At 62.8% G+C, this 13,814-nt stretch carries 14 protein-coding genes and 1 pseudogene; 10 read left to right on the top strand and 5 right to left on the bottom strand.

The window, feature by feature from the left end; genetic code table 11:
• Position 1 precedes the first annotated feature (1 nt).
• Positions 2–472 carry a DUF2628 domain-containing protein gene (locus FJ970_RS03225; protein WP_140758814.1) on the bottom strand — a complete coding sequence of 157 codons (471 nt, stop codon included), beginning with the start codon at positions 470–472 and terminating at the stop codon, positions 2–4.
• Positions 473–476: 4 nt separating this feature from the next.
• Complete coding sequence (gene hisB / locus FJ970_RS03220; RefSeq protein WP_140758813.1) at positions 477–1,076, bottom strand: imidazoleglycerol-phosphate dehydratase HisB; 600 nt, start codon at positions 1,074–1,076, stop codon at positions 477–479.
• A gap of 229 nt (positions 1,077–1,305) precedes the next feature.
• On the opposite strand from hisB, the gene hslV reads away from it, so the two are divergent.
• The 5 genes and pseudogenes from hslV to FJ970_RS03195 all read left to right on the top strand — a co-directional run bounded on the left by hslV (position 1,306) and on the right by FJ970_RS03195 (position 5,518).
• Positions 1,306–1,857 (top strand): ATP-dependent protease subunit HslV, encoded by a 552-nt coding sequence (gene hslV / locus FJ970_RS03215; RefSeq protein ID WP_140758812.1) that lies wholly within the window; start codon positions 1,306–1,308, stop codon positions 1,855–1,857.
• Entirely contained in the window at positions 1,847–2,365 is a 519-nt protein-coding gene (locus FJ970_RS03210) for a GNAT family N-acetyltransferase (protein WP_140758811.1), read from the top strand. The genes hslV and FJ970_RS03210 overlap by 11 nt, the downstream gene beginning before the upstream one ends.
• Positions 2,366–2,373: 8 nt before the next feature.
• A complete protein-coding gene (locus tag FJ970_RS03205) occupies positions 2,374–2,973 on the top strand; it encodes a DUF2585 domain-containing protein (protein WP_140758810.1) in 600 nt (199 codons plus the stop codon).
• 4 nt (positions 2,974–2,977) lie between these two features.
• Positions 2,978–4,288 carry an ATP-dependent protease ATPase subunit HslU gene (gene hslU, locus FJ970_RS03200; RefSeq protein WP_140758809.1) on the top strand — a complete coding sequence of 437 codons (1,311 nt, stop codon included), beginning with the start codon at positions 2,978–2,980 and terminating at the stop codon, positions 4,286–4,288.
• Positions 4,289–4,538: 250 nt separating this feature from the next.
• Positions 4,539–5,518 (top strand): annotated as a pseudogene (locus tag FJ970_RS03195) (DUF1402 family protein).
• Between the two features lie 237 nt (positions 5,519–5,755).
• On the opposite strand, the gene FJ970_RS03190 reads toward FJ970_RS03195, so the two are convergent.
• From FJ970_RS03190 to FJ970_RS03180, 3 genes are read right to left on the bottom strand one after another with little or no spacing between them, the layout of a single operon-like run.
• Positions 5,756–6,994 (bottom strand): NAD(P)/FAD-dependent oxidoreductase, encoded by a 1,239-nt coding sequence (locus FJ970_RS03190; protein ID WP_181178594.1) that lies wholly within the window; start codon positions 6,992–6,994, stop codon positions 5,756–5,758.
• Positions 6,991–7,305 (bottom strand): MocE family 2Fe-2S type ferredoxin, encoded by a 315-nt coding sequence (locus FJ970_RS03185; RefSeq protein WP_140758806.1) that lies wholly within the window; start codon positions 7,303–7,305, stop codon positions 6,991–6,993. Before FJ970_RS03185 ends, FJ970_RS03190 begins: the two co-directional genes overlap by 4 nt.
• Before the next feature lie 27 nt (positions 7,306–7,332).
• Positions 7,333–8,424 carry a fatty acid desaturase family protein gene (locus tag FJ970_RS03180; protein ID WP_140758805.1) on the bottom strand — a complete coding sequence of 364 codons (1,092 nt, stop codon included), beginning with the start codon at positions 8,422–8,424 and terminating at the stop codon, positions 7,333–7,335.
• Positions 8,425–8,588: 164 nt separating this feature from the next.
• Here FJ970_RS03180 and FJ970_RS03175 point away from each other — a divergent pair, with 164 nt between their 5' ends.
• The 5 genes from FJ970_RS03175 (at position 8,589) to FJ970_RS03155 (ending at position 13,780) form a co-directional block, all read left to right on the top strand.
• Complete coding sequence (locus tag FJ970_RS03175) at positions 8,589–9,620, top strand: LacI family DNA-binding transcriptional regulator (RefSeq protein WP_140758804.1); 1,032 nt, start codon at positions 8,589–8,591, stop codon at positions 9,618–9,620.
• A 42-nt stretch (positions 9,621–9,662) separates the two neighbouring features.
• Complete coding sequence (locus FJ970_RS03170; RefSeq protein ID WP_227792015.1) at positions 9,663–10,490, top strand: hypothetical protein; 828 nt, start codon at positions 9,663–9,665, stop codon at positions 10,488–10,490.
• A 400-nt stretch (positions 10,491–10,890) separates the two neighbouring features.
• Complete coding sequence (locus FJ970_RS03165) at positions 10,891–11,832, top strand: sugar ABC transporter substrate-binding protein (protein ID WP_140758803.1); 942 nt, start codon at positions 10,891–10,893, stop codon at positions 11,830–11,832.
• Positions 11,833–11,933: 101 nt separating this feature from the next.
• On the top strand, positions 11,934–13,010 hold the full coding sequence (locus FJ970_RS03160) for an ABC transporter permease (RefSeq protein WP_140758802.1): 1,077 nt from the start codon (positions 11,934–11,936) through the stop codon (positions 13,008–13,010).
• A gap of 2 nt (positions 13,011–13,012) precedes the next feature.
• Complete coding sequence (locus FJ970_RS03155; RefSeq protein ID WP_140758801.1) at positions 13,013–13,780, top strand: ATP-binding cassette domain-containing protein; 768 nt, start codon at positions 13,013–13,015, stop codon at positions 13,778–13,780.
• The last annotated feature ends 34 nt before the right edge of the window (positions 13,781–13,814 follow it).

Here is a 13,814-nt window from a genome sequence, read left to right as displayed (position 1 = left end):
CTCAGCGCCGTCCTGGAATGTGGGTCAGCCCCAGCGCCATGCCGGGCTGCGCCGGGCGCGCCAGAGCGGCATCGGGAACGATGCGCGGCGCGGGCTCATCCGAAAGCCCTTCGGCTTCCAGGGCATAGCGCATGTCGGCATCCCCGAGCCAGCCAGCCTCGACGACGCCCCATTCATGCCAGCCGCGGCGGCGTAACGCCGCGATGCGCAATCCCTGGCCCTCCAGCCCGATATAGAGCGAGACGAGCAGCGACAGCAGCGAGCCGGCGACACCGAGGCCAAGCTTCTGGCCAAGCATCGAAAGCACGCCCATGACGACGAAGGCGAGCGCCGCTTCGACCCACAGCCGGTGCCAGGCAAGCCACAGCGGCGGCACCAGCAGGCCGAGCCAGGTGAAGCCGTCGCGGACCAGCGTCGTCATGTCGAATTTCTCGCTGCGGCCAGGTGGCTCCATCACGACATAGGCGGTCATGAGGCTATCCCTTCAAAGAACCCTTGGTGGAGGGAACCGCGCCAGGCTGGCGCGGATCAAGCTCGAGCGCGGCGCGCAACGCGCGCGCCACCGCCTTGAAGCAGGTCTCGGCTATATGATGGTTGTTGGCGCCATAATGGTTGGTGACATGCAGCGTGATGCCGGCGTTCTGCGCCAGCGCCTGAAAGAATTCACGCACCAGTTCGGTGTCGAAGGTGCCGATCTTGGGCGACGAGAACGAAACGTTCCAGACCAGGAAGGGGCGGCCCGACACATCGATCGCCGCACGCGTCAGCGTCTCGTCCATGGCAAGGTCGATCGAGGCGTAGCGCATGATGCCGCGCCGCTCGCCCAGCGCCTTGGTCAAGGCCTGGCCGAGCGCAATGCCGGTGTCCTCGACCGTGTGGTGGTCGTCTATGTGCAGGTCGCCCTTGGCCTTGACGATCATGTCGATCAGCGAATGGCGGGCAAGCTGGTCCAGCATATGGTCGAAGAAGCCGACGCCGGTGGCGATGTCCGATTTGCCGGAGCCGTCGACATGGATCGACACCGAAATGTCGGTTTCCGCGGTCTTGCGGCTTGCATCGGCGGAACGAGGCGCCATCACTCTATCCTTGTGCCAGTGGTTCAGATCGTGACCGGTTCACGGCCCTCGAGCGCTCGCGGGCTTGAAAACGAGAGCCTTCTAGCAGCATGATCCGGCGATTGCCAGTTGCGATCCCGGCCGCTATCGAGCCGTTTGCAATCATTGGCCCCGTGCATACATATGGCCGATCAAGTTACTCGTACCGCGCCAATCGCCTTTTTGGGATGGCGCTGCTCGGAGCCAGGAAATGTCTGATAATCTGACCATGCACGCCACGACGATCGTGACCGTGCGCAAGGGCAACAAGGTGGTGATCGCCGGCGACGGCCAGGTCAGCCTCGGCCAGACCATCATGAAGGGCAATGCCCGCAAAGTGCGCCGCATCGGCAAGGGCGGCAATGTGATTGCCGGCTTCGCCGGTGCCACCGCCGACGCCTTCACGCTTTTGGAACGCCTCGAAGCCAAGCTCGAACAGTATCCTGATCAACTCACCCGCGCGTGCGTCGAGCTTGCCAAGGACTGGCGCACCGACCGCTATCTGCGCCGGCTGGAGGCGATGATGCTGGTTGCCGACAAGTCGGTCTCGCTGGCGCTGACCGGCAATGGCGACGTGCTGGAGCCCGAACATGGCGTCATGGCCATCGGTTCGGGCGGCAATTACGCTCTGGCCGCGGCGCGCGCGCTGATGGACACCGACAAGGACGCCGAGGAGATCGCCCGCAGGGCGATGCAGATCGCGTCCGACATCTGCGTCTACACCAACAACAATTTCGTTGTCGAAACGCTCGATGCCGCCTGAACCAGTCGCACCCTACGATTTTCGGCCGGTGACCAAAAAGGACCTGCCGATGATCGCCGGCTGGCTGGCCGAGCCGCATGTTGCAGAGTGGTGGGACGATCCCGAGACGGAAATCGCGGAGATTGCCGATCATATAGACTCGATTTCCGTCGAGCCGCTGATCGTCGAGCTCGACGGAAAGCCGATCGCCTATCTCCAGAGCTACGACCCGCATCTGGAAGACGGCCATCCCTATGCGGATCAGCCGTTCGGCACTCTCGGCATCGATCTCTCGATCGGCCGGCCGGAGCTGATCGGCATCGGCCACGGCTCGGCGATCGTGCGCCAGTTCGTCGAAGACCTGTTCGAGGAGGGCGTGCCGCGCGTCATCATCGATCCCGACCCTGCCAACATCAGGGCCATCCGCGCCTATGAAAAAGCCGGATTTCGGGCCATTGATCGCAGGCAGTCGATTTATGGCGACGTCGTGCTGATGGCCATCGATGCCGAAGACGCGCAAGAGGGGTAATCCGGGGCATGGTCACATCGAGCGAGGACAAGAGCCTTTCCGCTTACGAGGACAGCTGGCGGATGGGGCTGCTGATCGTCGCCGGCCTGCTCGTCGCCCAGGCCGTCACGCTCTACCTGATGGGCCATCCGTCGATCTGCACCTGCGGCTATGTCAAGCTGTGGCATGGCGTGGTGAACAGTTCGGAGAATTCCCAGCACATTTCGGACTGGTACACCTTCTCGCACATCATCCACGGTTTCCTGTTCTATGCGTTGGCGCGGTTCCTGTTCCCGCGCTCGCCGATCGGCTTGCGGCTGGCATTCGCCGTCCTCGTCGAGGGCGGATGGGAAATCCTCGAAAACAGCCCGTTCATCATCGAGCGCTACCGCGCCGGCACCATTTCGCTCGATTATTACGGCGACAGCATCATCAATTCGGTGTCCGACACACTGGCCATGGTGCTGGGATTTGTCATGGCGCGCAGGCTACCTATATGGGTGATCGTCAGCCTCGCCATTCTCTTCGAACTGGGCACCGGCTACCTCATCCGGGACAACCTTGCACTCAACGTGATCATGCTGCTGCATCCGTTCGAGACCATCAAGCAGTGGCAAAGTGGAATTTAGCGATATGAGCACATTTTCTCCCCGCGAAATCGTTTCGGAACTCGACCGCTTCATCATCGGCCAGAAGGACGCCAAGCGCGCCGTGGCCATCGCCTTGCGCAATCGCTGGCGCCGCCAGCAGCTCGAAGGCCAGATGCGCGAAGAGGTGATGCCGAAGAACATCCTGATGATCGGCCCGACCGGCGTCGGCAAGACCGAGATTTCGCGCCGCCTGGCGCGGCTCGCCGGCGCGCCGTTCGTCAAGGTCGAGGCGACCAAATTCACCGAGGTCGGCTATGTCGGCCGCGATGTCGAGCAGATCATCCGCGATCTGGTCGAGATTGCCATCGGCCTGATGCGCGAGAAGATGCGCGAGGACGTCAAGGCACGCGCCCATGTCAACGCCGAGGAACGCGTTCTGGAAGCCTTGGTCGGCAAGACGGCGAGCCCAGCGACGCGCGACTCATTCCGCAAGAAGCTGCGCGAGGGTGAGCTCGACGACAAGGAAATCGAAATCGAGGTGGCCGACACCGGCAATGGCGGCATGCCCGGTTTCGAGATTCCCGGCATGCCTGGCGCCAATATCGGCGTTCTCAACATCAACGACATGCTGTCTAAGGCGATGGGCGGCAAGAAGACCAAGCTGCGCAAGACCACGGTGAAGGAATCCTACGACCTGCTGGTCGGCGACGAGTCCGACAAGCTGCTCGACCAGGACGAGGTGGTGCGCCGGGCGCTCGACGCGACGGAGAATGACGGCATCGTCTTCCTGGACGAGATCGACAAGATCGCCGCCCGGTCGGACATTTCGGGCGGGCCTTCGCGCGAAGGCGTGCAGCGCGACCTGCTGCCGCTGGTCGAAGGCACGACGGTGGCGACCAAATACGGGCCGGTGAAGACGGACCATATCCTGTTCATCGCTTCCGGTGCCTTCCATGTCTCCAAGCCGTCCGACCTGTTGCCGGAACTGCAGGGCCGCCTGCCGATCCGAGTCGAGCTGCGCGCGCTGGAGAAGGAGGACTTCGTCCGCATCCTGACCGAGACCGAGGCGAGCCTGATCAAGCAGTATATCGCGCTGATGAAGACCGAAGGCGTCGAGCTGACGTTCACCGACGACGCCATCGATTCGCTCGCCGGCGTCGCCGTCGATCTCAACGCCAGCATCGAGAACATCGGCGCCCGGCGGCTGCAGACGGTGATGGAGCGGGTGCTGGACGACATTTCCTATGATGCGCCCGACCGCAACGGCACGGCCGTCACCATCGACGCCGCCTATGTCCAGAAGCATGTCGGCGACCTCTCCAGAAACACGGATCTGTCGCGGTTCATCCTTTGAACGAGGGGGCCGGAGCAGTCCGGCGCGGTCATGCAATAGGTTCCGGCAGGAGCCATGTGTGGCCAGATGGTACCATCTGGCCACCTTTCGTCTCGCCGGATGATGGGGCGCTCTCGACTCGACCAAGTGCTTTACCTAGTTTGCGCGGCAATTCCCTAGAGCGGTTCAGCGTTTGATAGATCGCCGACCCGCTCTAACTCTTTGTTTTCACGCAATTCCGGACGGAAAACCGTTACACACTTTTCCTGGGATTGCTCTAGGCGGCGGCGCATGAAAAAACTGATCCTGGTCATTCTCGGCTTGACGCTGGCGGCGACGCTGTTCGCCGCCGACGCGGCGACATTGGTGCCGGCGGGAAACCGCAATGCCGAGCAGCCCGACATTCCCGGCGCCTCCAGCCGCCGCACGCAGGCGACCAACACCACCTTCCAGGCGAAGTACCGCAAGGTCTATGCCCTGCTGCAGAACGACGCCGATCTGCGCGCCAAGATCAGGAAGGCGGCCAGCGCCTATGGCATAGACCCCATGCACATCGTCGGCGCCATCGTCGGCGAGCACACCTACAATGTCGACGCCTATGACCGGCTGCAGACCTACTACGTCAAGGCGATCTCCTACCTGTCGAGCAAGCTGTCCTTCGCCTATGACGGCGAGGATGTCAGCGATTTCGTGCAGCGGCCGGAATTCAAGAAATGCGCCGCCATTTCGGACAGCTACGATCTGTGGGAATGCCGCGAGCAGGTCTGGAACCATTCGTTTCGGGGCAAGACCGTCGGCGGCGAGGATTTCCCCGACAACCGTTTCGGCGCCACCTTCTTCCAGCCCTACTATGCCGGTCAGACCTTCGGCCTCGGCCAGCTCAACCCGCTGACCGCCTTGCAGATGAGCGACCTCGTGCACAAGGTGTCCGGCCTGCCGGAACTCGACGTCTCCGATCCCAATTCGGTCTACAAGACCATCATGGATCCGGACCTGACGCTGCCTTACGTCGCGGCGACGATCAGGAAATCGATCGACGCCTACAAGAGCATTGCCGGTTTCGACATTTCGGGGAATCCGGGGCTGACAGCCACCCTCTACAATGTCGGCAATCCCGAGCAGCGCGCCTATGCGCTGAAGGCGGAGAACGACAAGCGCCGAGCCGCCGGCGAGCCGGAGAAGCTGCCGGAAGAGAATTATTACGGCTGGCTGGTCAACGACAAGCTGGCGGAGCTCGAGGCGCTGTTTTAGCGGCGCAGGCGCGCTGGCATTAATTCGTCGACACCTGCGCCGCCCCTCATTGTCCTGCCGGACATTTCTCCCCGTTTAGTGACGGGGAGAAAGATGCCGTTATCAATGATTTCGCCAATTATTTGCGGTGCGTGAATCGCGGCGATGTTGCCACAGCTCCCTTCTCCCCGTTCTACGGGGAGAAGATGCCGGCAGGCAGATGAGGGGCGGCGCCGACATCGACCAGGTGGTGCGACTTCACGCCGCCAGCAATGCCTTCAGCTTGACTTCAGGCGATCCCAGCGCCTCCGGCGCCGGCTTGGCCCACTTGCCGATCAGCATCTCGGCCAGCCTTATGTCGCGCGCCACCGCATTGCCCGGGCCGATGCCGCTGGCCGCTACCAGCCTGCCGTCCTCGGCGAGATGGAAGAGGATGAAGGCGCCGGCGCCGAGATCGCGACGCACGGTGCTACGGCCTTCGTCGGAAAGGCCGGCGATCTGCAGGGACAGGCCGTATTGATCCGACCAGAACCACGGCACCGCGGCATGCGCCTCGCCGGCGCCAAGCATGTTCTTCGCCGCCAGTGCGCCCTGTTGCTGCGCATTGCGCCAGGCCTCCAGCCGCACGCGGCGGCCGCCATAGACGGCGAGCGGAAACGAGCAGCAATCGCCGGCGGCAAAGATGTCGGGATCGCCGCTGCGTAATTCCGCGTCGACCGCGATGCCGTTTTCGATGGCCAGGCCGGCTTTAGCCGCGAGCCCGGTCACCGGCACGGCGCCGATGCCGATGACGGCGAGGTCGGCAATGATCTCGCGCCCGCCGGCAAGCGTCACCCGCACCTCCCTGCCGTCGTCGGCGATGGAGGCGATGCCTTGCCCGCAGACCACGTCGACACCCTCGGCGACATGCGCTTCATGGATGATTTCGGCGATCTCGGCCGGAACGCCGCGCATCAGGATACGTGGCTGCGCCTCGATGACGGTGACATCTGCGCCGAGCTTGCGGGCGGCCGCCGCAAGTTCGAGGCCGATAAAGCCGCCGCCAATGACGGCGATGCGGTTGCCGGCGCTGAGATGGGCGCGGATGGCCAATGCATCGGCGAAGGTCCGCAGATACACGCAACGCCCGCCAAGGCCAGGCATCGGCAGCTTGCGCGGCGTCGAACCGGTGGCCAGCAGCAGCTTGTCGTAGGCCAGCACCGAGCCGTCCGACAGGCGCACCATGTGCGCCGCGCGATCGATCGCCACCGCCTGGACGGAATGGACGTGCTGGATCGATTTTTCGGCCAGGGTCTTGTCGCTGGCGATTGCCTTGATCGCGGGCGCGTCGCTGGCCATCGCCTCCTTGGACAGAGGCGGCCGTTCGTAGGGCAGATGCGGCTCGTCGCCGACCAGCGTCACCGGCCCGTCATAGCCGAGATCGCGCAGCGTGAGTGCTGCCCGTCCGCCGCATTCGCCGGCCCCGATGATCACCATTCCGCGTGCCATGCCGGTCATCCGATCTGAACCAGCACTTTGCCGGCGTCGACCTTGACCGGATAGGTTTTGAGGTCGACGCAGACCGGCGCGCCCCTGGCCGCGCCGGTCTTGTAGTTGAAGCGGCCATTGTGCTTGGGGCATTCGATGATGTCGTCCATCACCAGCCCGTCGGCGAGATGCACCTTCTCATGCGTGCAGAGTCCATCGGTGGCGAAATATTCGTCGTCCGGGCTGCGATAGATGGCGAAGGTGCGCCCGCCATGATCGAAGCGCATCACGTCCTCTTCATCTATGTCGCCGGCGGCGCAGGCCTCGACCCAATCGCTCATTCAGTCCTCCCCTGCAGTCTTTCGATGTCATTCCACCGCCGCGGCGACGGTATCGTTATGGAATTCCTCGCGGTACGGCCTGGCGGTCGGCGGCAGTTCGCGCTTGAGGAAATAATCCTCGTTGCGCAGCTGGCGGCGGAAGACCGGGATCATCTCGCGGTAACCGGACAGGATCGACGGCGTCGGCGCCGGCAGATCGTGCTTGATCAGCGCATGCAACCTGGGCAGCGCGTGGTAGGGGACCATGGGGAACATGTGGTGTTCGACATGGTAGTTCATGTTCCAGTAGATGAAGCGGCTGATCGGGTTCATGTAGACGGTGCGGCTGTTCAGCCGGTGGTCGGTGACGTTGTCGGCGAGACCGCCATGCTGCAGCAGGCCGACCATGACGTGATGCCAGGCGCCGTAGAGCCTGGGCAGGCCGACCAGCATCAAGGGCAGGAACGACCCGGTGTAGAGCGCCAGCGCGATGGTCGCGGCATAGATCGCCGTCCAGATGCGGGCAACACGGATCGCTTTGGGCTGCTCCTGTTCGGGAATGAAGGTTTTCTCCACTGCGCTGATGTTGCCGGCGGCGTTGCGCAGCATATCGCTCATAGCATGCCAGGCGTCGAGCACGCCGACAAAACCGAGGACGAGGCGCATCAGGTCCGGCGGCCGCATGACCGAGATTTCAGGATCGCGGCCGACGATGATGGTGTCGGTGTGGTGGCGCGTGTGGCTCCAGCGCCAAGTCACCGGGTTGCGCATGATCATGAAGCAGGCGATCTGATAGACCAAATCATTCATCCACTGCGTGCGGAACGCCGTGCCGTGGCCGCATTCGTGCCAGCGCGAATCGGTGGATGAGCCGTAGAGCACGCCATAGGCAAAGAAGAACGGCACGCACCACCAGCTGCCCCAGAACCAGGCGCCGCCGGCGCCGCTGATGACGAGGGCGGCGAGCCAGATCGCGGTGTCGCGGATCGCCGGGCCATCGGAGCGCTGCATCAGCTCCTTCATCTGCTTGCGGGGGATCGCGGTGTGATACCACTCGGCCGCCGACAGGCCGTTTTCGACGGCAAGCCGGGCGTCGCGGCCTATCAGGCTGTAGTCACGCCGGGACGGCGTTGCGGTCATGATTGCCTCCCAAGGCAGGCATTCGTCATGCGAATGCCGATCACCAACTGGCTTCATGCCTAGAAATAACGCCCGGTTATGATAGACTCAACATCACAAAGATAGTTTCTATCATTTTCTATCAAGATGATGTATCGATATCAGGCAACCGAACGAGGGCGATCATGGCGAAACGGCCGACCATCACTGATCTGGCGCGCGTCTCCGGCGTCAGCGTCGCCACGGTGGACCGCGTGCTCAACAATCGCTTGCCGGTACGCGAGGAAACCGCGCGCCGTGTCTACGAGACCGCGACCGAGATCGGCTATCACGCGGCCGGCCTGATCAAGCAGCGCATGCGCCACGAGCTGCCGGAATACCGGCTCGGCTTCCTGCTTTTGAGAGGCAATGATGTCTTCTACACGGAGTTCGCGCGGCAGCTCGAGCTCGCGGTGTCGCAATCGCAGCGCTTCCGCGGTGTCGCGATCATCGACTTCGCCAGTTCGCTGACGCCGGACGAAATCGTCGAGCGCACGGGCAAGCTGGCGGCCAAATGCAGGGCTGTCGCCCTTGTCGGGCCGGATCACCCGGCGTTGACCGTCACCGTAGAGGAGATGAAGGCCAAGGGATTGCCTGTCTTTTCCCTGCTGTCCGACTTCGCCGCCGGCATTCGCGAGGGCTATGTCGGCCTCGACAACCGCAAGGTCGGCCGCACCGCAGCCTGGATGATCTCGAAAGCGGCGAAGCGGCCGGGCAAGGTCGCGCTCTTCGTCGGCAGCCACCGCTTCCATGGCCACGAACTGCGCGAGATCGGCTTTCGCTCCTTCTTCCGCGAACAGGCGCCGGATTTCACCGTGCTGGAAACGCTGGTAAATCTCGAGGCCAACCAGATCACGCAGGACACGCTGCTCGATCTGCTCGGCCGCCACCCGGACTTCGTCGGTTGCTACGTCGCGGGCGGCGGCATGGAAGGCGCGGTCGCGGCGCTGAGGCAGGCCAAGCCGGCCGAGATGCCGGCGGTGGTCTGCAACGAGATATCGGCGGTCTCGCGGTCCGCCTTGGCGGACGGGGTGCTGACCATGGTGATCTCGACGCCGCTGCCGGCATTGTGTCGCGAACTGCTCGATCTCATGGCGCACGCCATCGAGACGGGCGCGGCGAACGCACCCGGCCAGACCTTCCTGCCATTCGACATCTACCTGCCTGAGAACATCTAGCGCTGGGCTTTCAGGCGCGCCGCGCCCGCAGGCGTATCCAAATTGACGCATGAGTGGCAGCTAATATATACATGGCTGATGGATGGGGATGGGTTTGGCTACATCGCTTTTGGGAGCGACGAACTCTATGCGCGTGGCGCGCTCTTCAGCGCGCTTCGCCTGCTTCACTTTTGCCCGAATGCCAGGGTAATGGTCCTGACCGACAGGCCCTCCATTTTCGACGACTATCCCATCGAAACGATCGAACTGACGGCCAAGAGACAGGCCGAGATGTCCTTCGGCAATCGATACATGTTTGGCATCAAGGCCGCAGGCATCGTCGATCTGCTGCGGCGTTGCGAGCGCCTGTTCTTCATGGATACGGACATGTATCCGACCGGTGACATATCGCGATGTTTCAACCGGATTTCAGCTTTGTCCTCCATAATGTGGCGGTGTGAAGGGCGCCCGAAGGCCTCTTATCGCGCGCTCAAGGGCAAGGGGCTCTCAATTGGAGGTCACATCCTGACGGGAGACGAGACGATGTGGGCGAGCGGCGTCCTTGGCGTTCATCATGATAACATCCCGGCGATACAGCTAGCGTACGCGGCCAGCGAGAAAGTCAGCGAAATCGTGCGTTTGCACACCCCGGAACAATTCTGCATCGGCGTCGCGCTATCACAGGATGGACGGAAAATCCGCAGCCACCGGCTGCCGATCCGCAACTACAACACCAGGGGAAAGAAGCTTCACGCCCGAAAGCGAATTGGAGCTTTCTTCGATCTCAGCGGCAAGCTCAGTGTCGAACAGCAGGTGAGGCAGGCGGCGGGATACAGGGTCTGGAGAGCGCCGCTCGATCTCTTGCTGCAGAGAGACATCTGGCATTTCTGAACTGCCATCGCCTGTCGACGGCATCCAAGGAACGGACATGGCGCGCGGATGCCATCGGCATCGCCGCCGGCGGCAGGCGTGCGCCTGCCTGCCCCGCGCCGCCAAGGCAGCGGCATTCATCCGGCAGCATCCGCACAGTGTCGACGCGTCCGCCAAAATCGCACATCCGGTTTTGGAATCGCCCTTGACGCCTCCCGACGAAATGGAATAAATATTTCACCAGTCATGTATTTTGGTTCTTTCGTTCCGGAACATCTGTTTCAAACAGAAGCTTTGGCGTTCCAGCAAACGGCAGGCGCCATCCGGGGGAGAGAAGACAATCGGGAGAGATTCCCCGGGCAGATCGGGGATTCCGGAGACATCGGTGCAACCGGACACCAAAAGTGGAGGAGAGATTACAATGAAGAAACTGCTTTTGGGCGTCGCCTTCGCGGCGCTGATGAGTTCATCGGCCATGGCCGCCAAGATCGGCGTCTCGATGGCCAAGTTCGACGACAATTTCCTCACCGTGCTGCGCAATGGCATGATCGCGCAGGCCAAGGGCATGAGCGGCGTCGAGTTGCAGGTCGAGGACGCACAGAACGACGTCGCCAAGCAACTCGACCAGATCAAGAACTTCGCCGCTTCGGGCGTCGACGCCATCATCGTCAACCCGGTCGATACCTCGGCCACACAGGCGATGTCGGATGCGGCCGCCGCCGCCAAGATCCCGCTGGTCTACGTCAATCGCGAGCCGGTCAATGTCGACAAGCTGCCCGACAACCAGGCCTTCGTCGCTTCGAACGAGGCCGATTCCGGCACGCTCGAGACCAAGGAAGTCTGCCGCCTGTTCAAGGAAGCCGGCAAGAAGGAAGCCAATGTCTACGTGATCATGGGCGAGCTTTCCAACCAGGCCGCCGTGCAGCGCACCAAGGACATCGACAATGTCATCGCCACGCCGGACTGCAGCTTCATCAAGATCATCGACAAGCAGACCTCGAACTGGGATCGCGACCAGGCCCAGAACCTGATGACCAACTGGCTGTCGACCGGCAAGAAGTTCGACGGCGTCATCGCCAACAATGACGAAAGCGCCATCGGCGCCATCCAGGCGATGAAGGCCGCCAACATCGACATGAAGTCGGTTGTCGTCGGCGGTGTCGACGCCACCCAGGACGCGCTTGCCGCCATGCAGGCGGGCGACCTTGACGTAACCGTGTTCCAGGACGCGGCCGGCCAGGGCGCCGGCGCGCTGGATGCGGCGCTGAAGCTGGCCAAGGGCGAGAAGGTCGAGCACAAGGTCTATGTGCCCTTCCAGCTCGTCACCCCGGCCAACATCGACAAGTTCTTGAAGAAGAACTGAGCGGCGGATAGCGGGAGCGGCGCTCTCAAAGCGTCGCTCCTCCTTCCCTCAGCGCCGGCAGGGCGCGAGGATCGACTGCGGCTGACGGAGGATAGAAAGACGTGGCACAGACATCTCATGGCGTCGGCGGTCTGACCTACGATGCGAAGAAGCGCGCATGGCCGGCCGAGTTCAATGTTTTCCTGGCGCTCGTCATCCTTGTCGTCGTCTTCGAGCTGATCGGCCGGATCTTTCTCGGCGACAGCTTCCTGTTCAACACCCGCAGCGATGTCAGCGGCATCTTCAATGAGGCGCGGCTGCAGATCATCATCCTGCAGGTGTCGATCGTCGGCATCATCGCCATCGGCGTCACGCAAGTGATCATCACGGGCGGCATCGATCTGTCCTCCGGTTCGATCGTCGGCGCGACGGCCATGATCGCCATGAGTTTCGCCCAGGTCGCGACCGTCAATGGCAATCCCAATCCCAAGGCGATGTTCCTGGCGCAGGGCTGGACCGACCTGCCGGTGATCGTCCCGGTGCTGGTGGCGGTCGGCTGCGGCCTGCTCGCCGGCATGGTCAACGGCGCGCTGATCGCCTACACGCGCATTCCGCCCTTCATCGCCACGCTCGGCATGATGGTGACCGCGCGCGGCATCGCCAAATGGTGGTCCAAGGGCCAGCCGATCTCGTTCCCGACAGACAGTTTCGCGGCAATAGGCAAGGGCCTGATGCCGGTCATCATCTTCCTGTCGCTGGCCGCGCTGTTCCAGCTGATCATGACCTACACCAGATACGGCAAGCATTGCTACGCCATCGGCTCCAACGAGGATGCCGCGCGCATGTCGGGCATCAAGATCGCCAACCACAAGATCCTCGTCTATGTCATCGCCGGCATTCTCGCGGCGCTCGCCGCCGTGGTGCTTTCCTCCAAGAACCTCACCGCCCAGGCCGGCATGGGCGTGATGTATGAGCTCGACGCCATCGCCATGGCGGTCATCGGCGGCGTCTCGCTGTCGGGCGGCCGCGGCTCGATCATCGGCACGGTGATCGGCGCGCTGATCTTCGGCGTCATCATCTCCGGTTTTACCTTCCTGCGCCTCGACGCCTACTATCAGGAGATGGTCAAGGGCGTGATCATCGTCGGTGCGGTCGTTCTCGACCAGTGGCGCCAGCGCATGCGGGCATTGAGGGCTTGACCATGTCAGACATCGTCCTGAAGACCGAAAATCTGACCAAGCGCTATGGCGGCGTGCACGCGCTGGATGGCGCCAACTTTGAACTGCGCAAGGGCGAGCATGTCGCCATCATGGGCGACAACGGCGCCGGCAAGTCGACCTTCGTGCGCCAGATCACCGGTGTCGAGCAACGCACAAGCGGCCAGATCTGGTTCGACGGCAAGGAAGTGAATTTCGCCGGACCGATCGAGGCCCGCGAGGCAGGTATCGAGACGGTGTTCCAGAACCTGGCGCTGGCCGACGATCTCGACGTGCCCTCGAACCTGTTCCTGGGCCGTGAAAGGGTGCTGTTCAACCTCGGGCCGTTCTCGATCCTCGACCGCCGCTATATGCGCAAGGCGACCGAGGCGGCTCTGGTTCGCACCGCGGTGAAGATCCCCAATTTGTCCAACACGATCCGCCATATGTCAGGCGGCCAGCGGCAGTGCGTGGCGATCGCCAGGACGGCGACCTTCGCCTCCAAGCTGATCATCATGGACGAGCCGACGGCTGCCCTCGGCGTGCAGGAGACGGCGCAGGTCGAAAACATCATCCGCACGCTGAAGGACAATGGCGAGCCGCTGATCCTGATCAGCCACAACATGCGCCAAGTGTTCGATCTCTGCGACCGCATCGTGGTGTTCCGGCGCGGCCGCATCGTCGCCAATCTGCGCAAGGAGAATACCGACTGGCAGGACATCGTCTCGTACATCACCGGCGCCAAGACCGGCGAGGCGGAACTCGCGGCGTAGGCGGCGTGGCTACCCCGCTCCGGGACGATCCGCC

It is taken from the genome of Mesorhizobium sp. B2-1-8 (assembly GCF_006442545.2).
Classification (GTDB): domain Bacteria; phylum Pseudomonadota; class Alphaproteobacteria; order Rhizobiales; family Rhizobiaceae; genus Mesorhizobium.
This window is presented reverse-complemented; position numbering and strand designations above follow the sequence as displayed.